Here is a 26,732-nt window from a genome sequence, read left to right as displayed (position 1 = left end):
CCGCTGTTGGCCGCGCTTTCCCCAGGCATCCTACGGCGGAGGTCCGGCGGCGCCGCCTGTGGGAGGATCACATGTACCCATACATACAACGTCGCACCTACGAGGAGCGTGCCCATGTCGCCCGATCCGATCGCCGAGACCGTCGCCTCACTGATGCCGCAGGCGAAGGCGGAGCTCACCGAACTGGTGGCGTTCAAGTCGGTGGCGGACTTCGAGCAGTTCCCGAGGAGCGAGAGCGAGGCCGCCGCCAACTGGGTGGCCGACGCGCTGCGCGCCGAGGGCTTCCAGGACGTGGCGCTGCTCGACACCCCGGACGGCACTCAGTCGGTGTACGGCTTCCTGCCGGGCCCGGCGGGCGCGCCGACGGTCCTCCTCTACGCGCACTACGACGTGCAGCCGCCGCTCGACGAGGCCGCGTGGGCCACTCCGCCGTTCGAGCTGACCGAGCGCGACGGCCGTTGGTACGGCCGGGGCAGCGCCGACTGCAAGGGCGGCGTGATCATGCACCTGCTCGCGCTGCGCGCCCTGAAGGCGAACGGCGGCGTTCCCGTGCACGTGAAGGTGATCGCGGAGGGCTCGGAGGAGCAGGGCACGGGCGGCCTGGAGCGGTACGCGGAAGCGCACCCGGAACTGCTGGCGGCCGACACGATCGTCATCGGTGACGCGGGCAACTTCCGGGTCGGTCTGCCGACGGTGACGTCGACGCTCCGCGGCATGACGCTCGTCCGCGTCAGTGTCGACACCCTCGAAGGGAACCTGCACTCCGGGCAGTTCGGCGGCGCGGCCCCGGACGCCCTCGGCGCGCTGGTGCGCACCCTCGACTCGTTGCGCGCCGAGGACGGGACGACGACGGTCGACGGCCTCACGAGCGACGAGGCGTGGGACGGACTCCAGTACGACGAGGCCGTCTTCCGCAAGGACGCCAAGGTCCTCGACGGTGTCGAGCTGATCGGTCGGGGCACGGTCGCCGACCGCATCTGGGCGCGGCCCGCCGTCACCGTCCTCGGCATCGACTGCCCGCCGGTGGTCGGCGCGACGCCGTCGGTGCAGGCCAGCGCGCGGGCGCTGATCAGCCTGCGGGTGCCGCCGGGCGTGGACGCGGCCGAGGCGACGAAGCTGCTCCGGGCACACCTGGAGGCGCACACGCCGTGGGGCGCGCGGGTGCGGACCGAGCAGATCGGGCAGGGCCAGCCGTTCCGCGCGGACACGAAGAGCCCGGCGTACGCGGCGATGGCCGAGGCGATGAGCGAGGCCTATCCGGGCGAGGAGATGCAGTACGCGGGGCAGGGCGGCTCCATCCCGCTGTGCAACACCCTCTCGTCGCTCTACCCGAGCGCGGAGATCCTGCTGATCGGCCTGAGCGAGCCGGAGGCCCAGATCCACGCGGTCAACGAAAGCGTGTCGCCCGAGGAGCTGGAGCGGCTTTCGGTGGCCGAGGCGCTGTTCCTGCGGAAGTACGCGGCGAACTGACCGATGCGGCACGGGGGCCCGGCGAGAGGCCGGGCCCCCGAGGTGCCGCGCCCGGCTATCCGCCGATCGGAACACCCGCCTCGAGGTAGAGCACGGCCCCGCGCTCCCGGGCGCGCAGTGCCCAGCGCAGCCGTTCGTAGCGCACGGCGGGCAGCAGGTCGGCGGCTTCCTGTTCGGTGACGAAGCGCCAGCCGCGGAGTTCGGGTCCTGGCAGCAGCATGCGGACCGCGCCGCTGTCGAGCCGCCCGCCGTCGAAGAGGAACCGCATCCCTCCATAGCCGGGCGGGTTCGGCGGTTCCCAGTCGGCGACCAACAGGCGCGGCGTGTCGGCCAGTTGGATACCGGTCTCCTCGGCGACCTCGCGCACGCCCGCGCACGCGGGGGCCTCGCCGGGCTCGACGACGCCCCCGGGGAACTCCCAGCCCGCTTTGTACGTGGGGTCGACGAGCAGCACCCGGTCCTGTTCGTCGAAGAGCAGCACCCCGGCGGCGAGGGTCTCCGCGGTGGGCTCCGGTGTCTGCACGATGTCGCAGATGGGCGCGGCCCCGCTGCGGACGGCGTCGGCGACGTGTTCGGCGGTCTCGTACGGGGTGAGGGCGCTGGTGTCGACGAGGTGCGCGTCCATGTCGAGCCAGTCGGCGCGGGCGGCGCGGTACGGCTCGATGTGGTCGAACGACCACTGCCGTACACGCAGATCACCGTCGGGCAGGTCCGGCGGTACGGGCCGGCCGGCTATTCGCTCCCGCAGGATCGTTTCGTCCGGGGCGAGCAGGACGTGCCGTACGGGAATCCTGCGCGCGGCGAGACCGCCGAAGATCTCGTCGCGGTACGCCTGGCGCAGCAGCGTCATCGGCACCACGAGGACGCCGCCGACCTCGGCGAACAGGGCGGCAGCCGTGTCGATGACCATACGGCGCCAGATCGGCAGGTCCTGATAGTCGCTCACCTCGTCGAGGCGCTTGGGCGGCAGCAGGTAGGGCAGCGCGCCGCCGATGACCTCGGGGTCGAAGAGTGTGCTGTTCGGGATCAGCTCGATCAGTTCCCGTGCGGCGCTGGTCTTTCCCGCACCGAACGCGCCGTTGATCCAGACGATCACGGTTCCCCCTCTTCTGTTGGCCCCCTGTGGCTTGCCCGCAACACCCTGCCATGGAAACCCGGCGCTGTCGGGAGCGGAGCAACCCACGGCGCAGCGGTTTCGCGACGCCCCTGGAGTCTCCGCCACCCGCCCCCAGGAGACGCAAGCCGACACGTCAAGCAAACCGCCTCAGGTTCACCCCAATGTGTGGCGGCGCCCTTCATGAATCGTTCCCTCACTCCAGAGCGCCCCGGTCCCCGCTAGCGTTCTGCGACAGGCACCCCGGCCCCCGGTGTCCTCACGACTGGCACACCTGTTGCGCCACGCTCCCGCGGGAGCACCTCGGCGCCGGCGCTGGGGGGATGGATGCTCCAACACGAACTGCTCGAATCCGCACGCGACGACTGCGATCACGCTCCACGGGTGTACGGACTCGACCACGCGATCGTGATCGAGATGCACGGAGAGCTGGACCTCGTCACCTACCAGCGGATGGCTCCGCTGGTGGACACCGTGACCGCGGGGCCCGAACCCCTCGTGGTCGTCGACCTGACCCCGGTCACCTTTCTCGACTGCTCCGGGCTCTCCCTGCTGATGCGGGCCCACCGACGGGTGACCCGCAGAGGCGGCCGCTTCCGGCTGGTGTGCACGCAGCCGATGACGCTGCGCATGCTGCGCGTCACGAAGCTCATGTCGGCCTTGTCACCGGCACCGACGCTGGAGGCGGCGCTCCGCGAACCGCAGGGTCACGGCGAGGTCTGACCGGCCCACGGCTTGGTCCGGAGTGTCGGCAGCCTGCCGTGGTCGAGGGCGAACCGGGGCAGCGAGGCGTCGAACGTCGCCGCTATCGCGTCCAGGGCACGGCCCTCGTCCGAGCGGTCGGTGGCGGGCCCGGCGGGGTCCGGGAACAGGTGGTCCGGGGAGAGCGCGGCCGGGAGGTCGCCCCACTGGTGCCGCTCGGCCCCGTGGACCGTAAAGCCGTACCGCTCGGCGCCGTCCTCGGCGCAGGCGAAGTGGAACAGGCCCTGCCGGCACCAGACCGTGAGGGCGCGGGTGCCGCGTGACAGCTCGGTGCCCGCGTGGGCCGGACGGTCGGGGGTGAAGCCGGTCCGCAGGGCCGACTCGAAGGCGAAGCTCCAGCCGTCCCGGGCACCGACCCGGGCCACGGGACCTCGGCGCCCCTGCTCCGTGAGGAACTGCCCCACGAACTGCCCCTGCTGCGGCGGGAACTGGAGCTTCCACATCTCGGCCTCGCCCGCCACGGGATCCAGCGGCCCGGTGCCGAACCGCTCCACGAGCTCTTCGGGAGGCATGCCCTCCACCAGGAGGAACCGGTACGTGGCCCGGCGCGGTCCGCCGCTCGCGTCCCGGGCCAGCCACCCGAGTCCGTCATGCACCGCCTCCGTGTCAGCCGCAGGCACGGGCGCCGCTTCTCCTCCCCCGGTCGCTCGCGGCGTCGTCAGCAGCTGTCGGCCCCGCTCCGGCGTGACGACCGGCCCGAGCAGGGGATCGCCGAGAAGGCCGAAGGGCGCCACATGGTCCTCGCCGTACGGCTCCCACTGCGGGACTGCCGCCGCGATGGTCCGCCAGGCGCCGTCCGTGTCGCCCCGGCGCGCCAGCTCCCTGGCCTCCTGGACCGCGCGCCCGAAGGGGCCGGGTGAGCTGTACTCGTACGTGCGCCGTCTGACCTGTTCCAGGACGACCTTGGCCCGCTCTCTGTCCGTGGCGTAGTCGTCGGTCATCGGGCCGAGTACGAACGCGTCGTCCCAGCCGTGGTGGCGCAGGTGGTCGCGGGCCTTCAGGGGCAGGAACTCGCCCGCGTACAGCGGATCGTCCATGCGTGGGTCGACCGGCACCCAGCCCTGCCCGTGGAGCAGCACCCGGAGCTGTGCCGCCAGCAGGGCCGCCCGCGGTCTCCCGAACTCCCCCGCCTCGTCGAAGACGGCGAGCGCCGCGTCCAACTCCCCTCGCAGGCAGGCGAGTCGGGCCTGCTCCACCTTGTCGTCGAGCTCCTGCGTCACCCCGTTCCCGAAGTCGGCTTCGCCGCCGCCCAGGCGGTAGAACTCCTTGTACATCTCCTCCATGAACGCACGGAACGATCCGTACCTATCGGGGCCTTCGCCGCTCCATCCATGGCGTACATAGACCGCCCACTCCCCGTCGGCGTCCACGTCTCCGGGGTCGAGCAGCACATCCGTCATGTCCGAGTCGACCGCCAGCTGCAGGGCGCGCCCCCACATGCCGGCCTCCAGCACCTCCTGCTCGGTGGCGTGCTCGTCCTGGCGCTTCTCGTACATCTCCTGCAAGTCGTACGGATCTCCGTACGGGGTGATGTCCTCCGCACCCGCCAGCAGATGGACGAAGCCGCCCGCGAAGCGCCAGCCGTCCGTCGTCTCCAGGAAGGAGCGGAGGGACGGCGGCAGCGGCACCTCTATGCCGAGGCCCCGGACCCGCTCCTCCAGGTCCGCGAGCCGTGCCGGATCGGCCGGCCCGAACCCGAGCCAGCGCCCCCGCACCAGGTCCTCGTCCAGCTCCTCGAACTCCTCCGGCTCGCTCGCGGCCAGCGCGTCCAGCCATTCCTCGCTCCACCGCTTGAGCAGCGGCCCCCACTCGAAGATCTCCATGCACGCCATCGTGGCACCGACCACTGACAGTGACGGCGCCTCGGGCTGTCACCTGCGCGGATTCGCCGGGCAGGCGACATGCACCCGCACTGTCGCCCCTCCCGCGGACGCGCTGTGGATGTCGTGTGTGGTGTACGGCTGGCCCGGCAGGATCGGCCGGTCACATCGGGCGCAGAGCACGGCGCGCCTCCCGGACCTGCCGCTGCAGCAGCCTGCCGACGGGGCAGTACTTGAAGCTTTGGCAGACTGCGCATCGGTCGAGGTGATCGAGGAGCCGGCCCTGCCGTTCGACGGCCGACGGCCGCGTCATGCCGCTCCCCCTTCGACGTGTTCCCCGCTGTCTGGCCGGCCCGTCCGAGGGCGCCGCACATTCATGGTGACTCCGCGTTGCTTGATCAGTTCTGACGTGACCGTAGAACCGCCGTAGGACAAAGTGCAGCACTCGATGTGCGTGTCTCGTGTCCTTCATGCCGCTGGCGTCGGGGTGCGTGAACACCCGACGCCAGCGGCGGCGCGAGGGCGTGCCCGGTCGGGGGTGCCGAGCCGTTCCCCGCGCCGGATACTTCGCCCTCGGGGGCGGTTCCGGATGCAGTAGGCGGCAACAACCGTGGGCTCAGCCCTTCCCCGCCCCCAGCGTCAGCCCCGCGATGAAGTGGCGTTGCAGGAGGAGGAAGACCAGGACCGTTGGGAGCGCCACCAGGACCGATCCCGCGGCCAGCAGGTTGTAGTCCGTGAAGAACTGGCCGCGCAGGTTGTTCAGCGACGAGGTGATCGGGAGTTTGTCGGGGTTGGAGATGAAGATCAGGGCCCAGAGGAAGTCGTTGTAGATCCAGGTGAATTCCAGCGTGGCGAGGGCCGCGAGCGCCGGGCGGCACAGGGGCAGTGTGATGCGCCAGAACTGGGTCCAGACTCCCGCGCCGTCGACGACCGCCGCTTCCAGGATCTCTTTCGGCAGTGTCCGCATGAAGTTGGAGAGGACGAACACGCAGAAACCGATCTGGAAGCCGATGTTGACGACGATGAGTGCCCAGAAGGAGTCGTAGAGGGTGAGCGAGTCGGACATCCACCAGGGCAGCGGGATCTTCAGGAAGAGCGCGTAGAGCGGGGTGACGATGACCTGTGGCGGCAGCAGGTTTCCCGCCGTGAACAGCATCAGGAGGAACATGCCGCCGCGGATCCGCAGGCGCGCCACCGCGAACGCGACGAAGGACGCGAGGAAGAGCGTGACGAGCACCGCGGGGACGGCGATCAGAAGCGTATTGGTGAAGTACTTGCCCATACCGGATTCGGTGTAGGCCTCGCGGTAGTAGTCGAGGGACAGCCGGTCGGGCCAGGAGAAGTAGCCGTGTTCTGCCGTCTCTTCGTATGGCCGCAGCGACGCGTAGACGGCCAGCAGGAGCGGGGCCAGGAAGGCGAGGGACACGGCGGCCATAAAGAGGGGGACACCGAAAGCGCCACGGCGGCGAGGAGGCGCGGTGCGTGGTTCTGCGGTCATCGGTCGCGCGCACCTCGCAGCTCTTGGACCAGGAACGTCACGATGAATCCCAGGGAGACGGTGAGCAGGACGACCGCGATGGCCGAGCCGAATCCGATGCGGCTCGCCTCGCCGATGATGTTCTCGGTGATGAGTACGGAGAGCAGTTCGAGGCCGTTGCGGCCCTTGTTCACCGCGTACACGATGTCGAAGGCGCGCAGCGCTTCGATGACCGTGATGACGCCGACGACGACATTGACCGGGCGCAGCGTCGGGAGGACGACGCGGAAGAAGGTCTGGCGCGTGTTCGCCCCGTCTATCTGGGCCGCTTCCTTGAGTGCCGGATCGACCGATTTGAGCCCGGCCAGATAGAGGATCATGACGTATCCCGTGTGCCGCCAGCTCGCGGCGAGCATCATCATCCAGAGGTTGAGGTCGGAGTCGCCGAGCCAGTCGATCGGATCCTTTTCGTCGCCGAGGGCCGTGTTGACCACGCCCTGGTCGGTGCCGAGGAGCAGTTGCGCCATGAAACCGACGACCGCGAGCGAGAGCACCACCGGCATGTAGAGCACGGATTGGTAGAAGCGGCTGAACCGGACACCGCGGTCGATGAGGACCGCGAGGAGAAGTCCGAACGGCGTGGCCACGAGGCCGAGGAAGGCGATCCAGAGAAGGTTGTGGCGTACGGCGGGCCAGAAGGCGGGGTAGTTGTCGACGAGGCTTTCGTAGTTCTTTCCGCCCACCCACTCGATGTCGCCGATTCCGTCCCAGGAAGTGAAGGACAGGCCTATGGAGGCGAGGGTGGGGCCCCAGATGATGACGGCTTCGATCAGGACGGGAATGCCCAGGAGCACGCCGAGGACGACCGTGTCACGGCGGGTGAACCGGGTCGGCCGGGCCATCGTCAGCCGACGTCCTGCGAGAAGATGTCCTTCTTCTGCCGTTCGATGCTGTTGACCAGGCCGTCGACGTCGTTCGGGTCGTCGATGAAGTCCTGGAGCGCCTTGATCATGACGGTCTGCGCGAAGTCGGGGCGTGTGTCGCGGTCAAGGAACTGGGAGATGTGCTCGGCGCCGGAGACCAGTTCGGCGGATTTCTTCTGGAGCGCGCTGTACTTGGAGGTGTCGGCGCCGTCGTTGACGGCGACGTTGTTCGGGTCACCGGCCAGATAGACGTCCTCGGCCTCGGGGGTTCCCAGCCACCTGAGGAGGTCCTTGCCCGCTTCCTTGTTCTTCGCCTTGTCGGCCATCAGGAATCCGTCGATGGGTGCCTCCACCGCCTTCCGGCCGTGCGCGGGGTCGATCTCGGGGAAGGCGAAGAAGTCGATGTCGTCGCGCTCGTCGGCGGGGAACTGCTGGCCGGGGTGCGGCATTCCGAAGACGGCCATGCCGGTCCTGCGCCGCTGGAGTCCCTGTCCGGCCTCCTCCCAGGTGCGGCCGAGTGCGCCTTTCTGGTAGTACGGCATGAGTTCGCGCCACAGGTCGAAGACCTTCTTGACCTTGGTGTCCGTCCAGGCCTCCTCCCCCGCCATCAGGGCTTTGTGGAAGTCGTAACCGTTAAGGCGGAGGTTGATGTAGTCGAAGGTGCCCATCGCGGGCCAGCCGTCCTTGTCGCAGAAGGCGACCGGAATCCCGTCCTTGTGCATCTTCTTGGCCAGGGCGATGAAGTCGTCCCAGTTCTTGGCCTGTTCGTACCCCTGTTTCTCGAAGAGGCTCTTGCGGTGGAAGACGGCCCACGGATAGTAGTAGTACGGCACGAAGTACTGCTTGCCCTCGTGCGTGGACTGATCCTTGAGCGCCTCGGAAAAGCCGCTGAAGTCCTTCCACACATCGCTGATGTCGACCAGCAGATCCTTCTCGGCGAAGTACTGCATGCGGTATCCGGCGAACCACATGAAGACGTCGTCGGGTGTGGCGCGGAGATAGCGTGTGATGTTCTGCTGGAATTCGTTGTGCTCTGTGGTGTGGACCTCGACCGTCTTCCCGGTCTTCTTCTCGTACGCGTCGAAGGCGTCCTGGAACGCCTTCTTCGGCACGGCGTCCGAGGAGTTGGAGCCCATGGTGACTTCGTTCTTGTCGCTGCCCGGCTTCTCGCCACAGGCGCCGAGCAGCGCGGGGAGCGTGACCGCCCCAGCTCCGGCGGCGGTGCCCCGCAGGAGATTGCGCCGGGACATCCGATGTCCTGTCATGCCCTTCAGAGCGCCGGGACCGCTGAACGTTGACTGTGCCATGTCCCCCTCCTCGGGGTTCAACCGAACACAACCGCACGCGAGGGTTGGATCTCACTCCCAAGAGGCACCGCCGTCAAGGGGTCCGGCGCCGGGTGGCCGAACCGGTAACGCTCCTCTTCCAACAGAGTCCAACAAGCCCTACCGTGAGCGCCCGCGTGACACGTGCATGCAAACCCCCCATCTTCCGCGAGTACGGAGGAACGTAACGATGCGTCATCTCCCCGCCCGCACCACCCGCAGAAGAGTGGTCGGATCGCTGACCGCCGCCTTGCTGTGCGCCGCCGGGCTCGCCATGCCCGCCGCGGCACGTGACACCGCCGCCCCGCCCGCCGCCGGGCAGGCCGCCGACGCGCCCCGCGTGAAGCTCCCCGACGGGCTCGCGCTGACCCCGCCCATGGGATTCAACAACTGGAACTCCACTCACTGCAGAGCCGAGTTCGACGAGGCGATGATCAAAGGGATCGCGGACATTTTCGTCGAGAAGGGTCTCAAGGACGCCGGATACGAATACGTCAATCTCGACGACTGCTGGGCGTTGCCGCAGCGTGACGCTAACGGCAAGCTGGTGCCGGACCCGGTGCGATTCCCGAACGGGATCAAGGCGGTCGCCGACTACGTCCACGCCAAGGGACTCAAGCTCGGCATCTACACCAGCGCGGGCACCAAGACCTGCAACTCCGCGGGCTTTCCCGGCGCGCTCGGCCATGAGCGCAGTGACGCCCAGCAGTTCGCCGACTGGGGCGTCGACTATCTCAAGTACGACAACTGCAACAACCAGGGCGTGGATGCCAAGAAGCGGTACATCGCGATGCGTGACGCGCTGAAGGCCGCATCCGAGACCACCGGCAGGCCCATCGTCTACAGCATCTGCGAATGGGGCGAGAACAAACCGTGGGAATGGGCGGCGGACGTCGGCCATCTGTGGCGCACCACGGGTGACATCAGTGACAACTGGGGTTCCATGCTCTCGATCATGAAGCGGAACCTGCCGCTCGCGAAGTACGCGGGACCGGGTCACTGGAACGACCCCGACATGCTCGAGGTCGGCAACGGCGGCATGACGGACACCGAGTACCGCACGCACTTCTCGATGTGGTCGATCATGGCCGCGCCGCTGCTCATCGGCTCCGACCTGCGCAAGGCGTCCCCCGAGACCTTCGAGATCCTCGGCAACGAAGAAGTCATCGCCGTCGACCAGGACCCGCTCGGCAAGCAGGGTGAGGTCGTCTCGTCCCAGGGCGGGCGCTGGGTCGTCGCCAAGGAGATGAAGGACGGCAGCCGTGCCGTCGCCCTCTTCAACGAGACCGGCACCGCGCAGTCCGTCTCCACGACGGCGAAGGCGGTCGGCCTCCCCGGCGCGCATGCCTACACCCTGCGCGATCTGTGGGAGCACAAGAGCTACAACACGGCGGGCCGGATCGCCGCGACGGTCCCGGCGCACGGCACCGTGCTGCTGCGCGTGTCCGCCGACGGAAAGTGGGCGCACCACCCGCCGGCCGTCGAACTCGGCGTCGACGGCGGCCTGTTCGTGGAGGCCGGTGAGCCCGCGAAGGTCACCTCCAAGGTCACCAACCTGGGCCGCACACCCGCCCGGCGGGTCGCCGTGACGCTCGACGCGCCCGCCGGCTGGACCGTGCGGGCGACCTCACCGAGCACAGCACGCTCGTTGCGGACCGGGCGGACGCTCGCCACGTCCTGGACGGTCACCGCGCCCACGGGCACGCAGCCGGGCTCGTACGACGTGACCCTCAAGGCCACCTACCGCTCGCCGCACGGCGCGCGGGCCACGAAGGTGCTGCCGCTCACGGCCCAGGTCGTCGTCGCGCCGCCGACGGGCACCTCCCTGCTGGGCGATCGGCCGTGGCTGTCGGCGACCAACGGCTGGGGGCCCGTGGAGCGCAACACCAGCAACGGCGACAGGGGCCTCGGGGACGGCAGGCCGATCACCATCGGCGGAAAGGTGTACGCGAAGGGCCTAGGAGTGCACGCGGAGAGCGCCGTCGAGTACTACACCGGAGCGGCCTGCGAGAAGGTCACCGCGCAGGTCGGCGTCGACGACGAGACGATCACGAAGGGCACGATCGCCTTCGAGATCTGGGCGGACGGCGAGAAGACCGCGTCCACCGGAGTACTCACCAACGCCATGCCCGCACAGGAACTCTCCGCGGACGTGAGCGGCGCCCAGGTCGTCCGCCTCGTCGTCACGGACGGCGGAGACGGCATCGACTCGGACCACGGCGACTGGGCGGACGCGACGCTGAGTTGCTGAGGGGTGGGGGCGGAGGCGCCGCACGCGTGCGCCTCCGTGACCTCGCCGTCAGGTGAGCGTCACGCCGGCGGCCGGGCGAGTTTGGCGGCCACGGCGTCGAGGACCCAGTCCAGGCCGGTCGCGAAGGATGTTTCGGCGTCCACGTCCGTGCCCTCGTACACGGCCTTGGTCAGCGCCGGGAAGCGGCCCGTGGCCAGCATTCTCGTCAGGTGCGGGCCGCGGGCGCGCTGCCAGTCGTGCTTGGACAGGCCCGTGGTGCGCTCGGCCCGCAGATTCGTGATCTCGCGGCGGATCGCGCCGTTGAAGTAGGCGCTGACGGTCTCGACGGCGCGCATGACGGTGTCGATGTCGGCGAGGCCGTCGAGGGCGGACAGGGTGGACTCGGCCACGGCGAGGCCGTTCGGGCCGAAGGCCGGGCGGCCGCCGAGCAGGTCGGCCAGCCATTCGTGACGGAGGGCGGCCTGCCTGGTGCGGTGGGCGAGGACGCGCAGCGCCTCCCGCCAGTCTCCGGGTTGCTCCTCGGGGAGAATCTCGGCCTGGACCTCGTCCACCATGAGGTCGAACAGCTCCTCCTTGGTGGAGATGTATCTGTAGAGTCGCATCGGACCGGCGTCCAGGCGAGCCGCGACCTTGCGTACCGACACCGCCTCCAGCCCGCCCTCGTCGGCCAGCGCGATGGCGGCGGCGACGATCCGCTCCCGGTCGAGCGGCACGGGGCGAGTCGGCGGCTCCGGCCGGTCCCACACGGTCATGGTCACTCCGAACTGTTGCGATGCATCGTAACGAGTAAATACAGTGTATCGGTATGAGACACCGTATCGCTGTGGTCGGGAGCGGCCCCGCCGGCCTCACCTTCGCCCGCGTCCTGCACCGCCATGGCCATCCCGTCACCGTCCTCGAACGCGATCCCGCCCCCGACGCCCGCCCCCCGGGCGGCACCCTGGACCTGCACGAAGGGCTGGGCCAGCTCGCGCTGGACAAGGCGGGGCTGCTGGCGGAGTTCCAGGCGCTGTCCCGTCCCGAGGGGCAGGCCATGCGCATCCTGGACACGGCCGGGACCGTCCTGCGCGACTGGCAACCCCGTCCGGACGACCTGGCCAATCCCGAGATCGACCGCGGACAACTCCGCGACCTGCTGCTCGGCCCTCTGGACGTCCAGTGGGGTCGGGGCGTGACACAGGTGGTGCCGGGCGCCCGGGATGGCGTACTGGTGCATTTCGCGGACGGGCGGCAGGAGGCGTTCGACCTCGTGGTCGGCGCGGACGGTGCCTGGTCCCGGACCCGCCCGGCGGTCTCGTCGGCGACACCGCACTACACCGGCGTCACCTATGTCGAGACCTTCCTCGACGACGTCGACACCCGCCACCCTGACCTCGCCCGGCTGATCGGCGACGGTTCCGTGGCTGTGTACGGCGTGAACCGGGCTCTCGTGGCCCAGCGCAACAGCGGCGGCCACGTCAAGGTGTACGCCCAGTTCCGCGCGCCGCTGGACCGGCACACGAACCTGGACCTGGCCGACGTCGAGGCGGTGCGATCGAGCCTGCTGGCTCTGTTCGACGGCTGGGCCGCTCCCATCCTCGACCTCCTCCGCCACGGCACCGCTTTCGTCCACCGCCCCCTCTACGTCCTGCCCGTGTCCCACACCTGGACCCACGTCCCCGGGGTGACGCTACTGGGCGACGCCGCCCACCTGATGCCCCCACTGGGGGCGGGCGCGAACCTCGCGATGCTGGAAGGCGCCGAACTCGCCGAGTCCATCGCCACCGGCCCTGCAGATCTGGACGAGGCCGTCCACGCCTTCGAGGAACAGATGTGGGCACGGGCCGGCAGATGGGCGAAGATCACGACGGCCGGTCTGGAACGCCTCGTGAGCCCGGACCCTGCCGAAGCCCTCGCCCTCTTCGACCAAGTCCAGCCATCCTGACGGGCGGCGCCTGTCGTCATTCGACCGTTCCCGTGGGCTTACTCCCTGACCCGTCGCCCCCGCCTCAGCCCCCCACCGCCGACCGAAGATCCACAGCCGCGCTCGGCGCCCCGTCGAGTGCGGCCGCCGCCGCTCCTACCAGGCCCGCGTCCGTGCCCGTCAGTGCGGGGGTCACCGTCAGGCGGCGTACGAAGGAGAGCGTGGCGTAGTCCCGCAGGGCGCGGCGGAGCGGTGTGAAGAGGACGTCGCCCGCCTTCGCCACTCCCCCGCCGATCACCGCGATGTCGATCTCGACGAGCGTGGCCGTGGCGGCGATCCCGGCGGCCAGCGCCTGGGCGGCCCGTTCGAAGGAGGCGAGTGCGACCGGGTCCCCGGCGCGGGCGGCCGCCGCCACCGCGGCCGCCGATGTGTCGCCGTCGGCGCCCGGGCGCCAGCCGTTGGCCACGGCGCGGCGCGCGATGTTCGGGCCGCTCGCTATCCGCTCGACGCAGCCGCGCGCCCCGCACGGGCAGGGGTCGCCGTCGAGGTCCACGCTGATGTGACCGACGTGGCCCGCGTTCCCCGTGGGGCCCGGGTGCAGCTTGCCGCCGAGGACGAGGCCGCCGCCGACGCCCGTCGACACCACCATGCACAGCGCGTTGTCATGGCCGCGGGCGGCGCCCTGCCAGTGCTCGGCGGCGGTCATCGCAACGCCGTCGCCGACCAGGACGACGGGGAGGCCGCCGGTGAGCGCGCGGACGCGGTCGACCAGCGGATAGCCGCGCCAGCCCGGTACGTTGACGGGGCTGACCGTGCCGGCCGACGCGTCGACGGGGCCTGCGCTGCCGATGCCCACGGCCGCCGCCCTGCCCCACAGCTCACTGCCGGTCAGCTCGGTGAGGACCTCCTCGACCGCCCGCATCACCGTGTCGCCGTCCTCACGCGCGGGCGTCGGCCGCTGTGCGCGCAGGAGGATCCGGCCGCGCCCGTCCACCAGGGCGCCGGCGATCTTGGTGCCACCGATGTCGAGTGCGGCGACGAGGTCCATGTGCATCTGTGTCGGGTCTCCTGGTGTATCGGCAGGCCGGAGAGTGCGAAGGTCAGTCTCCCCTGCATCTGACAACGTTGTCCAGGCCCTATGCTCGACGCCGTATGCTCGACGACTCCGTGGACGACAGGACAGGACTGCGCACCGTGGCCGAGATCGCCGCTCGACGACCCGCGAACCGTTACGGCAACCGGCCGACCATGAAGGACGTGGCCGCGCGCGCGGGAGTCGGCCTGAAGACGGTCTCGCGCGTCGTGAACGGCGAGCCGGGCGTCACGCCCGACACCGAGCGCCGCGTCCAGGAGGCCATCGAGGCCCTGGGCTTCCGCCGCAACGACAGCGCGCGCGTGCTGCGCAAGGGCCGCACCGCCAGCATCGGCCTCGTCCTCGAGGATCTCGCCGACCCCTTCTACGGCCCGCTGAGCCGCGCCGTGGAGGAGGTCGCCCGGGCGCACGGCGCGCTGCTCATCAACGGATCGAGCGCCGAGGACCCGGACCGCGAGCAGGAGCTGGTGCTCGCCCTGTGCGCGCGGCGGGTCGACGGGCTCGTGGTGATCCCGGCCGGTGACGACCACCGCTATCTGGAGCCGGAGATCGCGGCGGGGGTCGCCACCGTCTTCGTCGACCGGCCGGCCGGGAAGATCGACGCCGACGTGGTGCTCTCCGACAGCTTCGGCGGCGCGCGGGACGGCGTCGCGCATCTCATCGCCCATGGTCACCGCCGTATCGGCTTCATCGGTGACCAGCCGCGCATCCACACCGCCATAGAACGCCTGCGCGGCTACCGCGCGGCGATGGAGGACGCGGACATCCCCGTCGACGAGGCATGGGTGTCGCTCGGAGTCACCGATCCGGAGCGGGTCCGGACGGCGGCCGAGACGATGCTGGGCGGCCCGGAGCCGGTCACCGCGGTCTTCGCGGGCAACAACCGGGTGACGGTGACCGTCGTCCGCGTCCTTGCCGCCCTCGACCGTCCCGTGGCCCTGGTCGGCTTCGACGACATCGAGCTCGCGGACCTCCTGGACCCGGGCGTGACGGTCGTGGCGCAGGACGCGGCGCAGCTGGGCAGGACGGCGGCGGAGCGGCTGTTCCGCCAGCTCGACGGTGTGTCGGAGGCTCCGGAGCGGATCGAGCTGCCGACGCGCCTCATCACGCGCGGATCGGGCGAGCTGCCGCCCGCCGACTGACTCGACCGACTCGGGGAAGGGAGCCTGTCATGACCACCGCATTGATTGTCGGCGACATCCAGCAGGGCATCGTGAACGGCTACCCCTTCGCCAGGCGTGTCGTGCCGCCGCTCACCGAACTGATCCCACGGGCCCGCGCGGCCGGCGTCCTCGTCGTGTTCGTGCACTTCGCCGTCCGGGCCAACGGATCCGACCTGCCGCCGGACAACGAACTGTTCAGGACGTTCTACGAAGCCGGTGACACCTTCCACGAGGGGTCGGCCGGGACGGGGATCGCTCTGCCGGTCGAGGACGAGGACGTCGTCGTGCTGAAACGCCGCGCCAGCGCGTTCGCCGGCACGGATCTCGAACTCGTGCTCCGCGCGCGGGGCATCAGCACGGTCGCGGTCGCCGGCGTCGCGACCAGCGCGATGGTGGCCGCGACGTGCTACGACGCGGCGGACCGCGACTACCGTGTGACCGTGCTGCGGGACGGGTGCGCCGACGGCGACGTGGCGATACACGACTTCTTCATGGACTCCGTCTTCCCCAGCCGGGGTTTCGAGGTCGTGCCCTGCACCGCGTGGCCGGGAGAACGGCTCTGACGGTGGGCCGGCTACGGCCAGAAGCCGACGGCGAGAGCGATGAGCGTGCCGAGGGCCAGCAGTCCGCCGACGGCTCCGAAGACGAGGCCGGTCCGCTGACCGGCGGGCCGGAGCTCCGTCCAGCCCAGCTCCTCGGCCACGCCGCGGATCAGACGGTGGCCGTCGGCGGACGAGAAGGACGTCCGCTCACTGCCGTCCAGTGAGCGGCTCCACGTCCGGTAGCGGCTCCGGCCGATCTCGACTTTTCTCTGCGGCACTCCGAACGGGCCGCGCTCGCTGGTGCGGACGATGTCCGTGATGGTGAAGGTCTTCTCCCGCGGGCGCAGTTCGACGCGGTAGGTGTGCACCTGTGTGACGCGCCGGCTCAGCTGCGGGACGTCCACGACCAGGTCGAAGCCGCGCTCTGTCCGCCGCAGACGGTACGCCGTGCCCGTCACGGCGTCCGCGACGCGCGCGTACACCGCCTCGGCGTCGCCTGCACCGCCGGTTTCGCCTGTGCCGCCGGTTTCGCCTCTGTCGAGGTTTTCGTTCATCGGCTCGATTTCCGTCTCGTCCGGCCTCAGCAGGTGGGCAGGCCCGGCAGCGGCTTGTCGTTGTCGCCGCCCTTGATGTAGACGTCGCTGACGAAGACGTCGGTGTTGCCGCTGTCGTCGTCCGTCTTCGCCCACCAGACGTTCGTCCACTGGCCGTGCGTCTCGCGGCGGCCGAGATTCTGTTGGCAGTAGAAATAGTTGGTGCCCGCGTTCAGCGTGCCCACGTGGGCGCCGCCCGCCGTGTACGACTTGGCGGTCTGCCATACGTCGCAGTTGTACTTGCCGCCGCCGGCCGGATGGCAGACGGGGGTCGCCGCCGAGCCGTCCTCGGTCGGCCGGGTGGCGTCGGGGCGTGCCGCGGCCTCGTCGCCGCCCTTGTCCGTCCCCTTGCCCTTGTCCCGGTCGGACCGGTCCTTGCCGTCCGGGTCGCCCTCGTCGCCCTTGTCGCCCTTGTCGGCGCCTTCGGCGTCGCCGGAGTGCTTCGTGTCCGGCTTGCGGGGCTTCTTGTCGCCGTGCCCCGACGGCTTGGGACGCTTGGACTCGCCACCGCCGAGCGGGCCCCGGCTGCCGTCGTCATCGGCCGAGTCCGCGCCTGCGGGAGCCACGCCCTCGCGCGCCTGGCTTCCGCCGTCGTCCTTGCTGCTGAGCACGGCCACGGTGGCCCCCGTCGCCGCGAGGACGACGGCGGTGGCGGCCGCGGCGAGCCATGCGCGGCCACGGCGCGGGCGCCGCCGCGTGGAGCGGGTCTCGGCGCGGCTCGCGGAGGGGGCCGGCCCGCTCGGCGTCGCGTACGGGGTGGAAGCGGGGGACGGCGCCGGGGACAGTGCAGGACCGGGGGACGGCGCCGGGGACGGGGCGGGAGTGGGGGCGGGAGCGGGCGAGGGCGCCGGGGACGGTGCGGGGCCGAAGCCGGGTGGCGGCGTGCTGGGGATGCTGCGTTGTGTCGTGCCGTACGGCTGCTCCTGTACGGGCGCGCCGTGCACGCCCCGCGCCGCAGCGACGCGGTCGAGCAGCATGCGGGCCGTGTCCGCGTCGGGGCGCGCCTGCGGGTCCTTGTCCATGAGCTGTCGCAGTACGGGGGTCAGGGGCCCCGAACGCCGCGGCTCGGGCAGCGGGTCGGTGACGATCGCGGTGAGCGTGGACCACGTCGACGTACGGCGGAAGGGCGAGGCGCCCTCGACCGCGGCGTACAGCGTGGCGCCGAGGGCCCAGACGTCGGAGGCGGGGCCGGGGTCCTGGCCCTGGGCGCGCTCGGGCGCCAAGTAGTCCAGGGAGCCGACCAGTTCGCCGCTGCGGGTGAGGTGGGTGGCGGAGCCGTCGCCGGGGTCGTCCATCGTGGCGATGCCGAAGTCGGTGAGGACGACGCGGCCGCCGGACTCCAGGAGGATGTTGCCGGGCTTCACGTCGCGGTGCAGGACGCCCACGCGGTGGGCCGCGGCCAGGGCCTCCATCACCTTGGCGCCGATGGCCGCGGCCTCGTGGGGGTCGAGTGCGCCGCGGTCGCGCAGCACGTCGTCCATGGAGGGCCCGTCGACGAGCTCCATGACGATGAGGGGACGGCCTTCGACCTCCGCCACGTCGTGCACGGCGACGACTCCGGGGTGGCGCACGCGGGCGGCCGCCCGGGCCTCGCGCTGCATGCGCAGGCGCAGGTCGGCCAGTTCGGGTCCCGCCGCGTCCGTGAAGGTGCGCAGTTCCTTGACGGCGACCTCACGGTGCAGCACCTCGTCGACGGCGCGCCAGACGACACCCATGCCGCCGCGGCCGAGCTGTGCGACGACGCGATAGCGCCCGGCGAGGAGTCTGCCCACCCCGTCGGCCTGTTCCTGGTTGCCTGGCTGTTCCTGGTTCCCCGGCTGTACCTGATCCCCCGAAAACACCGCTGCCCCGTTCTGTGACGCCACTTTCCGTGGCGTACAGACTACGGGGCAGCCGAGACGGCAGAGGCAGATGTTACTTGCCCGACCCCGTGAGGTCGCCGCGGCGCGGGCCCGCGAAGCCCTGCAGGCGGGCCAGGGTGAGGCCGGTGAGGCGGGTGACCTCACCGGCGTCGAGGGCGCCGCAGTCGAGGCCGCGCAGCAGGTAGCCGGCGAGGGCCTTGGCGGTGGCGGGCTCGTCGGCCACGCCGCCGCCCTCGTGGTGACCGGCGTAGGCGGCCAGGCGGGCGGCGGCCGCCTCGAAACCCTCGCGGTAGAACGCGAACACCGCGGCGTACCGCGTGGGGATGTGGCCGGGGTGCATGTCCCAGCCCTGGTAGTAGGCGCGGGCCAGGGCGCGCCGGGTGAGGCCGTAGTGCAGCCGCCAGGCGTCGTGGACCTTCTCGGTGGAGCCGACGGGCAGGACGTTGGTGGAGCCGTCCGAGACGCGTACTCCCGTGCCGGCGGCGGCGACCTGCATGACGGCCTTGGCGTGGTCGGCGGCCGGGTGGTCGCTGGCCTGGTAGGCGGCGCTGACGTGCAGGCAGGCGCTGTAGTCGAAGGTGCCGTAGTGCAGCCCGGTCGCGCGGCCCTCGGCGGCCTGGATCATACGGGCCACGGCGGCGGTGCCGTCGGTGGCGAGGATGGACTGGCTGGTCTCGATCTGGATCTCGAAGCCGATGCGGCCGCGCTCCAGGCCGCGCGCCTTCTCGAACTCCTCCAGGAGGCGCACCATCGCGGTGACCTGCTCGGGGTACGTCACCTTGGGCAGGGTGAGGACGAGTCCGTCGGGCAGGCCGCCCGCCTCCATGAGGCCGGACAGGAAGACGTCGAGGGTGCGGATGCCGCGGTCGCGTACCGACTCCTCCATGCACTTCATGCGGATGCCCATGTACGGGGCGGCGGTGCCGTTCCTGTACGCCTCGGCGATCAGGCGGGCGGCGCGGGCGGCGTCCTGGTCCTCGTCGGCGCCCTTGTAGCCGTCCTCGAAGTCGACGCGCAGGTCTTCGATCGGCTCGCGCTCCAGTTTGGTGCGCACCCGCGTGTAGACGGCGTCGGCCAGGTCGTCGTCCAGGCCGAGGACGGCGGCGAAGGAGGCGGCGTCCGGGGCGTGCTCGTCGAGCATCTCCAGGGCCTTGTCGCCCCAGGTGCGGACGGTGTCGGCGGCGAACTGCTGACCGGGGACGTACACGGTGTGGACGGGCTGGCGGGTGCCGGGGTCGCCGGGATAGCGGCGGTCGAGCTCCGCGTCCACCGGGGCGAGGGAAGCGCTGATGCCTTCGCTGACCGCGCCGGCGAGGCTCGTCGCCACCTTCTCTTGCTGACCCATTCCTGCATCCTCCACACGCTCGGTGCCGCGCCCGGCATTTCCGCTTCACGGAATCAACAATCCGTATAGCGAAGTTATCCGTGACCTTCGTGCTGGTCAACACCTTCCCGTGTCCTGCATCCGTAGCGGACCGCGCGCGTTGACGCGTGTCCCGGACCCCGGCGGGGACCAACGCGGCCAGTCTGTGGCCCACATCCTCCCGCGCCCCCACGGTGCCGACCGCGCGGACCGACCTCAAGGAGCTTGCGTGCCCATCGACTCCCCCTTCACGCGCCGTTCCGTCCTGCGGACCGCGCTCGCCGCCGCCGTGGCGGTCCCCCTGTCGGGCAGGGTGCTGTCCGGCGGCCCGGCCCACGCCGCCGAAGTGCCGGAAGCGCCGGAAGCGCGCCTGGAGGTCATGTCGTACAACGTCCGCTTCGCGAGCAACAGGCCACCGCACACCTGGGCCGAACGCCGCCCGGTGATGAAAGAGATGCTCCTGCGCGCCCAGCCGCACATCATCGGCACCCAGGAGGGCCTCTACTACCAGTTGCAGGACATCGAGACGGATCTCGGCGCGAACTACGACTGGGTCGGTACGGGTGTCGGGGGCGGCAGCCGGGACGAGTTCATGGCCGTCTTCTACGACAACCGCCGGCTGTTTCCGCTCGAGTACGAACACTTCTGGCTGTCGGACACCCCGTACACCATCGCCTCGAACACCTGGGGCGCCAACTCGCCCCGCATGGCCTCCTGGGTGCGCTTCCTCGACCTGGTCACCAACACCCAGCTGTACGTCCTGAACACGCACTTCGACCACGTCAGCCAGAACGCGCGCGAGCGTTCGGCGAGCCTGATGGTCGAGCGCATCGCCCTGATGACGACGACCACGCCACTCATCGTGACGGGTGACTTCAACGCGACGGCGCACGCCAACTCCGTCTACACGACGATGCTGGGCGCCGGTCTCGTGGACACCTGGGACGCCGCCAAGGAACGCGGTCCGGCGTACGGCACGTTCGGCGGTTACCGGCCGCCCGTCCTGGGCGGCGGGCGCATCGACTGGGTCCTGACGAGGCCGACGGCGACGGTGCACGCGGCGTCGGTGAACACCTTCTCGCTCGGCGGGCAGTACCCGAGCGACCACTGGGCCGTCCAGGTCACGATGACGCTGTGACGCGGCGAGGCCCCCGCTCCGCTGTGCGCGGGGCGAGGGCCTCGTACCGACAGTGGGGTCAGCCCTTGCGGGACTTGACCTCTTCGGTGAGCTGCGGGACGACCTCGAAGAGGTCGCCGACCACGCCGTAGTCGACGAGGTCGAAGATCGGGGCCTCGGCGTCCTTGTTGATGGCGACGATGGTCTTCGAGGTCTGCATGCCGGCGCGGTGCTGGATCGCGCCGGAGATGCCGGACGCGATGTACAGCTGCGGGGAGACCGACTTGCCGGTCTGGCCGACCTGGTTGGAGTGCGGGTACCAACCGGCGTCGACCGCGGCGCGCGAGGCGCCGACGGCGGCACCGAGCGAGTCGGCCAGGGCCTCGATGATCGAGAAGTTCTCGGCGCCGTTGACGCCGCGGCCGCCGGAGACCACGATCGCGGCCTCGGTCAGGTCGGGGCGGCCCGTCGACTCGCGCGGGGTGCGCGCGACGACCTTGGTGCCGGTGGCCTTCTCGGAGAAGGAGACGGACAGGGCCTCGACGGTGCCCGCGGCCGGGGCGGCCTCCACGGCGGCCGAGTTCGGCTTGACCGTGATGACCGGGGTGCCCCGGGAGACCCGGGACTTGGTGGTGTACGAGGCGGCGAACACGGACTGCGTGGCCACCGGGCCCTCGTCGCCGGCCTCCAGGTCGACGGCGTCCGTGATGATGCCGGACTTGATGCGGACCGCGAGGCGGGCCGCGATCTCCTTGGCCTCGGCGGACGAGGGGAAGAGCACGGCGGCCGGGGACACGGCGTCGTACGCGGCCTGGAGCGCGTCCACCTTCGGTACGACGAGGTAGTCGGCGAACTCGGGGGCGTCGGCGGTGAGGACCTTCACCGCGCCGTGCTCGGCGAGCGTGGCGGCGGTGGCCTCGGCGCCGGCACCCAGGGCGACGGCGACGGGCTCGCCGACGCGGCGGGCCAGGGTCAGCAGCTCCAGGGTGGGCTTGCGGACGGCGCCGTCCGCGTGGTCGACGTAGACCAGAACTTCAGCCATGGGACTTCAATCTCCTGCGGTACGAAGAAGTGGGGCGGTTGAGGGGATGACTGAAGCTCAGATGAACTTCTGGCCGGCGAGGAACTCGGCCAGCTGCTTGCCGCCCTCGCCCTCGTCCTTGACGATCGTGCCGGCCGTGCGGGCCGGACGCTCCGAGGCGGAGTCGACCTTGGTCCAGGCACCCTCGAGGCCGACCTCTTCGGCGTCGATGTCCAGGTCGTCCAGGTCGAGCGACTCCACCGGCTTCTTCTTGGCGGCCATGATGCCCTTGAAGGACGGGTAGCGGGCCTCGCCCGACTGGTCCGTCACGGACACGACGGCCGGCAGGGACGCCTCCAGCTGCTCGCTGGCGGAGTCGCCGTCACGACGGCCCTTGACGACACCGTCCTCGACCGAGACCTCGGAGAGCAGCGTGACCTGCGGGACGCCGAGGCGCTCCGCGAGGATCGCCGGCAGCACGCCCATGGTGCCGTCGGTCGAGGCCATACCGGCGATGACCAGGTCGTAACCGGTCTTCTCGATGGCCTTGGCGAGCACCAGCGAGGTGCCCATCACGTCGGTGCCGTGCAGGTCGTCGTCCTCGACGTGGACGGCCTTGTCGGCACCCATGGACAGCGCCTTGCGCAGCGCGTCCTTGGCGTCCTCGGGGCCGACGGTCAGCACGGTGATCTCCGCGTCGTCCGCCTCGTCGGCGATCTGCAGCGCCTGCTCGACCGCGTACTCGTCGAGCTCCGACAGCAGGCCGTCGACGTCGTCGCGATCGACGGTCAGGTCATCGGCGAAGTGCCGGTCGCCGGTGGCGTCGGGCACGTACTTCACACAGACAACGATCCTCAAGCTCACGCCGGCTCTCCTACTGCATCGTCTTTATTGGGCTGCTGCCTTGGCTTATGGCTACTGCCTTCTTGCAGGCAGCATAGGCGCCTGAAGCGGCGGATCCCGGTCGGGGCGGCCCGCGCTCCGATCGAAATATTACTCATGAGTACACCCAGTTCATTCCCACTGAGCAAGCGCTTTGAACTGTGACCTTCCCAACGCTCCGTAATCACCCGGAGCGCCCGTCCCGCGGGAACTCTCAGTCGCGCAGAGCGTTGAAGCGCCCCTGGTGGTACAGGAGCGGGCGCCCCTCGCCCTCGCGGTCGCCGACGACGGCCTCCGCGAGCACGATGCGGTGGTCGCCCGCGGGCACGCGCGCGACGATCCGGCACACCAGCCAGGCGAGCGCGCCGTCAAGCACGGGCACGCCCTCCGGCCCCTCGCGCCAGCTCGTGGGCGCGCCGAAGCGGTCGGCGCCGCTCCGCGCGAACGTCGCGGCGAGCTCCTGCTGCTGCTCGGCGAGCACATGGACGCCGACGTGCGTGGCTTCGGAGAGCGCGGGCCAGCACGAGGAGCCGGTGCCGATGCCGAAGGAGAGCATCGGGGGCGCCGCGGAGACCGAGGTGAGCGAGGTGGCGGTGAAGCCGACGGGCCGGGAGCCGTGTGTGGCGGTGATCACGGCGACGCCCGCAGCGTGCTGCCGGAAGACCGAGCGCAGCAGCTCGGGCGTGGCGAGCCGGGGGGTGGTGAGGGCTGACGATGCCGTCATGGAGTTGTCCTTCTGCCGGGGGTTGCCGGAGGTGCGAGCGGAGGCGTCGTTGCTCAGCACTGCGGACAGCGCGCGCTGGCGTGGCGGCCGAGGTCCACGTGGACGCGCTCGTACAGAAGGAGGTCCCGGGGCATGGAGGAAGGCTCGCGATAGATGCCGCGTGCAGTCAAGTCCGTTCCGCAGAGTGAAAGAAGCGTCACGCTCCCGGGCCGCCCGTCGCGACCTGCGCGGCAGTCGCTCCCACGGCCTGTCACACGGCCTCGCCCAGCGCGGCGATCACATCGGCTTTGCGGGGCTGCCCGGCGGCCCGGCGCACCACCTGTCCCGCCGCGTCAAGGACGAGCACGGTGGGGGTCTTGAGGACGCGCAGCTCCCGTACGAGATCGAGCCGTGCCTCGGCGTCGATCTCCACGTGGGCCACGCCGGGGACCAGCTCCGCCACGTCCGCGAGCACTCTGCGGGTCGCCCGGCAGGGCTGGCAGAAGGCGCTGGAGAACTGCACGAGCGTGGCCCGCTCCCCGAGCCGCTCGCCGATGTCCGCCGCGCCGAGCGGCCGCCCGGTCCCGCCTGTCCGCACGTCCGCCTCCGCCCCGGCGCTCCGCCGCACGCCTGTTCCGATCGTTCTGGAGTACAGCATCCGCGGGCCGCGGATCATTCCCACGTGACGAGAATCTCCCGGATTGAAGGCACCAAGGCTGGTCACTCGTCCGTTCTTGGGGCACGATCTGCGCAACGCCGAAAAACCTACGGCTGCGTAACTTCCCGCCGGGAACCCCCTCCCCAGGCAGAAACGAAGGGTCATCCCCACCCATGGCAGAGCTTGTCTACCGTCCGGTCATCGGTGCCGCGAAAACCCTGTTCAAGGCATGGGACCTGAAGATCGACTGCAAGGGGTCGGAGAACATCCCACGCTCCGGCGGCGCGGTCCTGGTCAGCAACCACATCAGCTACCTCGACTTCATCTTCGACGGTCTCGCCGCGCTGCCGCAGAAGCGTGTGGTGCGGTTCATGGCGAAGGAGTCGGTGTTCCGGCACAAGATCTCCGGGCCACTGATGCGCGGGATGAAGCACATCCCCGTCGACCGCGACAAGGGCGAGACGGCGTACGCGCACGCGCTGGACTCGCTGCGCTCCGGGGAAATCATCGGCGTCTTCCCCGAGGCGACGATCTCGCAGTCGTTCACGCTGAAGACGTTCAAGTCCGGTGCCGCGCGGCTGGCCCAGGAGGCCGGGGTGCCGCTGATCCCGATGGCCCTGTGGGGGACGCAGCGGCTGTGGACCAAGGGGCATCCGCGCAACTTCAAGCGCAGCCACCTGCCGATCACGATCCGTGTCGGCGAGCCGGTGGAGGCACCGAAGGACCAGTACGCGGGTGCGATCACCCGGCGGCTGCGCGAGCGCTGCCAGGAGCTCCTGGAGGCCGCGCAGCGCGCCTACCCGGTTCGCCCCAAGGGTCCGGACGACACGTGGTGGATGCCGGCGCACCTGGGCGGCACCGCGCCGACCCCGGCCGAGGTGAAGGCCGCCGAGGCGGGCTGAACAGGCCGCGCCCCTCTCACAGTTCTGAGGGGTAGATCTGCCAGAGGTGGAGCCGGTCCCGGGCCTCTTTGAGTGCGCGGAGCGCCACGGGGCTCGGTTCGGCGTAGAGGGCCGGGTAGTCCACTTCATTGGACTCCGGGTCGACCGGCCAGGCCAACTGTTCCTTGCCGAGGCGGAACTGCGCGTCGACGCCGTCAGGGATGTTGCCGCGCGGGTCCTGCCGGTGCCAGGCGCCGTCGAGCCGCACGGCGACCAGGCCGTGCACGGAGTAGCCGCTGGTGTTGTCGTCGCGCAGGCGCTGGTAGCAGAACCCCGTGGGGATGTCCTCGGCCCGCAGCAGGGCGGCCAGCGCGTGGGACTTGGCGGTGCAGATGCCGGTCCGTTCGCGCAGCACGTCGGAGGCGCGCCAGGTGACCTCCATGCGGCCCGAGTCCTGCGAGTGCGGAATGGTGTCGCGCACGAACTCGAAGGCGGCGCGTGCGTAGGCGTACGTATCGGCGGATGTTTTTGCGAGACCGGCCGCCGTCTCGCGGACCAGCGGGTGATGGTGGTCGACGACCTCGTCTGCGGCCAAGTACGCAGACAGGTCGGGGTTTTCCTGGATCAGCTGCATGCCACGGGAGCATAGGAATACGGCCGCCCGTACGTCAATGACTTTACGGTCGACCGTATATCTATGCAGCTTTATGCAGCGGAGGGGGCGGCGCGGTCAGCGCGCCATCTCCTCCTTGAGTGCCGCCAGGAACCCGTCGACGTCCTCCTCGCGGGTGTCGAACGCGCACATCCAGCGGACGTCGCCCGCCGCCTCGTCCCAGAAGTAGAAGCGGTACTTCTTCTGGAGGCGCTCGCTCACGTCGTGCGGCAGACGGGCGAAGACGGCGTTGGCCTGCACGGGGTAGAGGATCTCCACGCCGTGCACGGAGCGGACCCCCTCGGCGAGGCGCTGCGCCATCTCGTTGGCGTGCCGGGCGTTGCGCAGCCACAGGTCCTTGGTGAGCAGGGCCTCCAGCTGCACCGACACGAAACGCATCTTCGACGCGAGCTGCATGGACATCTTGCGCAGGTGCTTCATGTGGCGCACGGCGTCCTGGTTGATGACCACGACGGCCTCGCCGAACAGCGCGCCGTTCTTGGTGCCGCCGAGCGACAGGATGTCGACGCCGACCGCGTTCGTGAACGTCCGCATGGGGACGTCGAGGGCCGCGGCGGCGTTGGCTATCCGGGAGCCGTCGAGGTGCACCTTCATGCCGAGCCGGTGCGCGTGGTCGCAGATCGCGCGGATCTCGTCGGGCGTGTAGAGCGTGCCCAGTTCGGTGTTCTGCGCGATGGAGACGACCTGCGGCATCGCCCGGTGCTCGTCGTCCCAGCCGAACGCCTGCTTGTCGATCAGCTCGGGGGTGAGCTTGCCGTCCGGCGTGGGCACGGTGAGCAGCTTGAGGCCCGCCATGCGCTCGGGGGCGCCGCCCTCGTCCACGTTGATGTGCGCGGACTCGGCGCAGATCACCGCGCCCCAGCGGTCGGCGACCGCCTGGAGCGCGACAACATTGGCTCCCGTGCCGTTGAAGACCGGGAAGGCCTCGGCGGTCGGTCCGAAGTGGCCGCGGATCACCTGCTGGAGGTTGGCCGTGTAGTCGTCCTCGCCGTACGCGATCTGGTGACCGCCGTTGGCGAGGGCGAGGGCGGCCATGACCTCCGGGTGCGCGCCCGCGTAGTTGTCGCTGGCGAAGCCGCGGACGTCCGGGTCATGGTGGCGCCGGGCGTCCGTCTTCGGCGGGTTCACGGCTTCTC

The 26,732-nt window shown here is 70.4% G+C and carries 24 protein-coding genes; 8 read left to right on the top strand and 16 right to left on the bottom strand.

The window, feature by feature from the left end; genetic code table 11:
* The first annotated feature begins 114 nt into the window (after positions 1-114).
* On the top strand, positions 115-1,470 hold the full coding sequence (locus ACZ56E_RS37645) for a M20/M25/M40 family metallo-hydrolase (RefSeq protein WP_468605648.1): 1,356 nt from the start codon (positions 115-117) through the stop codon (positions 1,468-1,470).
* Positions 1,471-1,525: 55 nt separating this feature from the next.
* On the opposite strand, the gene ACZ56E_RS37640 is transcribed toward ACZ56E_RS37645, so the two are convergent.
* Entirely contained in the window at positions 1,526-2,566 is a 1,041-nt protein-coding gene (locus ACZ56E_RS37640; RefSeq protein ID WP_471221411.1) for an NUDIX hydrolase, read from the bottom strand.
* Positions 2,567-2,911: 345 nt separating this feature from the next.
* On the opposite strand from ACZ56E_RS37640, the gene ACZ56E_RS37635 reads away from it, so the two are divergent.
* Positions 2,912-3,307, top strand: a complete 396-nt coding sequence (locus ACZ56E_RS37635) for an STAS domain-containing protein (RefSeq protein WP_471221409.1) — start codon at positions 2,912-2,914, stop codon at positions 3,305-3,307.
* Here the strand turns inward: ACZ56E_RS37635 and ACZ56E_RS37630 are convergent.
* The 4 genes from ACZ56E_RS37630 to ACZ56E_RS37615 all read right to left on the bottom strand — a co-directional run bounded on the left by ACZ56E_RS37630 (position 3,292) and on the right by ACZ56E_RS37615 (position 8,816).
* On the bottom strand, positions 3,292-5,169 hold the full coding sequence (locus ACZ56E_RS37630; protein ID WP_471221407.1) for an SMI1/KNR4 family protein: 1,878 nt from the start codon (positions 5,167-5,169) through the stop codon (positions 3,292-3,294). The two genes, ACZ56E_RS37635 and ACZ56E_RS37630, sit on opposite strands and share 16 nt — an antisense overlap.
* Positions 5,170-5,782: 613 nt before the next feature.
* Positions 5,783-6,664 (bottom strand): carbohydrate ABC transporter permease, encoded by an 882-nt coding sequence (locus tag ACZ56E_RS37625; protein ID WP_471221405.1) that lies wholly within the window; start codon positions 6,662-6,664, stop codon positions 5,783-5,785.
* The gene (locus ACZ56E_RS37620) at positions 6,661-7,545 is read right to left on the bottom strand and encodes a carbohydrate ABC transporter permease (protein WP_471221404.1); all 885 of its coding nucleotides are present in this window, start codon (positions 7,543-7,545) and stop codon (positions 6,661-6,663) included. Before ACZ56E_RS37620 ends, ACZ56E_RS37625 begins: the two co-directional genes overlap by 4 nt.
* Before the next feature lie 2 nt (positions 7,546-7,547).
* Complete coding sequence (locus ACZ56E_RS37615; protein ID WP_471221542.1) at positions 7,548-8,816, bottom strand: ABC transporter substrate-binding protein; 1,269 nt, start codon at positions 8,814-8,816, stop codon at positions 7,548-7,550.
* A 265-nt stretch (positions 8,817-9,081) separates the two neighbouring features.
* On the opposite strand from ACZ56E_RS37615, the gene ACZ56E_RS37610 reads away from it, so the two are divergent.
* Positions 9,082-11,142, top strand: coding sequence for an NPCBM/NEW2 domain-containing protein (locus tag ACZ56E_RS37610; RefSeq protein WP_471221402.1), 2,061 nt, complete (start codon positions 9,082-9,084; stop codon positions 11,140-11,142).
* A gap of 59 nt (positions 11,143-11,201) precedes the next feature.
* On the opposite strand, the gene ACZ56E_RS37605 is transcribed toward ACZ56E_RS37610, so the two are convergent.
* Entirely contained in the window at positions 11,202-11,894 is a 693-nt protein-coding gene (locus tag ACZ56E_RS37605; RefSeq protein WP_471221400.1) for a TetR/AcrR family transcriptional regulator, read from the bottom strand.
* A gap of 53 nt (positions 11,895-11,947) precedes the next feature.
* Between ACZ56E_RS37605 and ACZ56E_RS37600 the strand changes: the two genes are divergently transcribed.
* Positions 11,948-13,066, top strand: coding sequence for an FAD-dependent oxidoreductase (locus ACZ56E_RS37600; RefSeq protein WP_471221398.1), 1,119 nt, complete (start codon positions 11,948-11,950; stop codon positions 13,064-13,066).
* Between the two features lie 64 nt (positions 13,067-13,130).
* On the opposite strand, the gene ACZ56E_RS37595 is transcribed toward ACZ56E_RS37600, so the two are convergent.
* Entirely contained in the window at positions 13,131-14,099 is a 969-nt protein-coding gene (locus tag ACZ56E_RS37595) for an ROK family protein (RefSeq protein WP_471221395.1), read from the bottom strand.
* Positions 14,100-14,197: 98 nt separating this feature from the next.
* Here ACZ56E_RS37595 and ACZ56E_RS37590 point away from each other — a divergent pair, with 98 nt between their 5' ends.
* A complete protein-coding gene (locus tag ACZ56E_RS37590; RefSeq protein WP_471221393.1) occupies positions 14,198-15,280 on the top strand; it encodes a LacI family DNA-binding transcriptional regulator in 1,083 nt (360 codons plus the stop codon).
* Between the two features lie 29 nt (positions 15,281-15,309).
* Positions 15,310-15,864 carry a cysteine hydrolase family protein gene (locus tag ACZ56E_RS37585; RefSeq protein ID WP_471221391.1) on the top strand — a complete coding sequence of 185 codons (555 nt, stop codon included), beginning with the start codon at positions 15,310-15,312 and terminating at the stop codon, positions 15,862-15,864.
* A gap of 11 nt (positions 15,865-15,875) precedes the next feature.
* On the opposite strand, the gene ACZ56E_RS37580 is transcribed toward ACZ56E_RS37585, so the two are convergent.
* From ACZ56E_RS37580 to ACZ56E_RS37570, 3 genes are all read right to left on the bottom strand, one after another.
* Positions 15,876-16,397 carry a hypothetical protein gene (locus ACZ56E_RS37580; RefSeq protein ID WP_471221389.1) on the bottom strand — a complete coding sequence of 174 codons (522 nt, stop codon included), beginning with the start codon at positions 16,395-16,397 and terminating at the stop codon, positions 15,876-15,878.
* Between the two features lie 26 nt (positions 16,398-16,423).
* Complete coding sequence (locus ACZ56E_RS37575) at positions 16,424-18,277, bottom strand: serine/threonine-protein kinase (protein WP_471221540.1); 1,854 nt, start codon at positions 18,275-18,277, stop codon at positions 16,424-16,426.
* A 73-nt stretch (positions 18,278-18,350) separates the two neighbouring features.
* The gene (locus ACZ56E_RS37570; protein WP_471221387.1) at positions 18,351-19,643 is read right to left on the bottom strand and encodes a DUF6986 family protein; all 1,293 of its coding nucleotides are present in this window, start codon (positions 19,641-19,643) and stop codon (positions 18,351-18,353) included.
* 247 nt (positions 19,644-19,890) lie between these two features.
* On the opposite strand from ACZ56E_RS37570, the gene ACZ56E_RS37565 reads away from it, so the two are divergent.
* Positions 19,891-20,799 carry an endonuclease/exonuclease/phosphatase family protein gene (locus tag ACZ56E_RS37565; protein WP_471221385.1) on the top strand — a complete coding sequence of 303 codons (909 nt, stop codon included), beginning with the start codon at positions 19,891-19,893 and terminating at the stop codon, positions 20,797-20,799.
* A 58-nt stretch (positions 20,800-20,857) separates the two neighbouring features.
* On the opposite strand, the gene ACZ56E_RS37560 is transcribed toward ACZ56E_RS37565, so the two are convergent.
* The 4 genes from ACZ56E_RS37560 to ACZ56E_RS37545 form a co-directional block, all read right to left on the bottom strand.
* Entirely contained in the window at positions 20,858-21,820 is a 963-nt protein-coding gene (locus ACZ56E_RS37560) for an electron transfer flavoprotein subunit alpha/FixB family protein (protein ID WP_471221383.1), read from the bottom strand.
* 57 nt (positions 21,821-21,877) lie between these two features.
* The gene (locus tag ACZ56E_RS37555; protein ID WP_468605678.1) at positions 21,878-22,663 is read right to left on the bottom strand and encodes an electron transfer flavoprotein subunit beta/FixA family protein; all 786 of its coding nucleotides are present in this window, start codon (positions 22,661-22,663) and stop codon (positions 21,878-21,880) included.
* Positions 22,664-22,895: 232 nt separating this feature from the next.
* Positions 22,896-23,405, bottom strand: a complete 510-nt coding sequence (locus ACZ56E_RS37550) for a flavin reductase family protein (RefSeq protein ID WP_471221380.1) — start codon at positions 23,403-23,405, stop codon at positions 22,896-22,898.
* Positions 23,406-23,655: 250 nt separating this feature from the next.
* Positions 23,656-24,060: a thioredoxin family protein gene (locus ACZ56E_RS37545; RefSeq protein WP_471221538.1), complete on the bottom strand. Its 405-nt coding sequence runs from the start codon at positions 24,058-24,060 to the stop codon at positions 23,656-23,658.
* Positions 24,061-24,215: 155 nt separating this feature from the next.
* Between ACZ56E_RS37545 and ACZ56E_RS37540 the strand changes: the two genes are divergently transcribed.
* The gene (locus tag ACZ56E_RS37540; RefSeq protein ID WP_398308313.1) at positions 24,216-24,944 is read left to right on the top strand and encodes a lysophospholipid acyltransferase family protein; all 729 of its coding nucleotides are present in this window, start codon (positions 24,216-24,218) and stop codon (positions 24,942-24,944) included.
* A 16-nt stretch (positions 24,945-24,960) separates the two neighbouring features.
* Here ACZ56E_RS37540 and ACZ56E_RS37535 read toward each other — a convergent pair whose 3' ends face one another.
* Together ACZ56E_RS37535 and ACZ56E_RS37530 are read right to left on the bottom strand one after the other, a co-directional pair.
* Entirely contained in the window at positions 24,961-25,557 is a 597-nt protein-coding gene (locus tag ACZ56E_RS37535) for a transglutaminase-like domain-containing protein (protein ID WP_471221378.1), read from the bottom strand.
* Between the two features lie 96 nt (positions 25,558-25,653).
* Complete coding sequence (locus tag ACZ56E_RS37530; protein ID WP_468606068.1) at positions 25,654-26,724, bottom strand: threonine aldolase family protein; 1,071 nt, start codon at positions 26,722-26,724, stop codon at positions 25,654-25,656.
* Positions 26,725-26,732 lie beyond the last annotated feature (8 nt).

It is taken from the genome of Streptomyces sp. NPDC039480 (assembly GCF_055597165.1).
The sequence above is the reverse complement of the archived record's forward strand: the minus strand, read 5'-3'. Positions and strand labels throughout refer to the sequence as shown.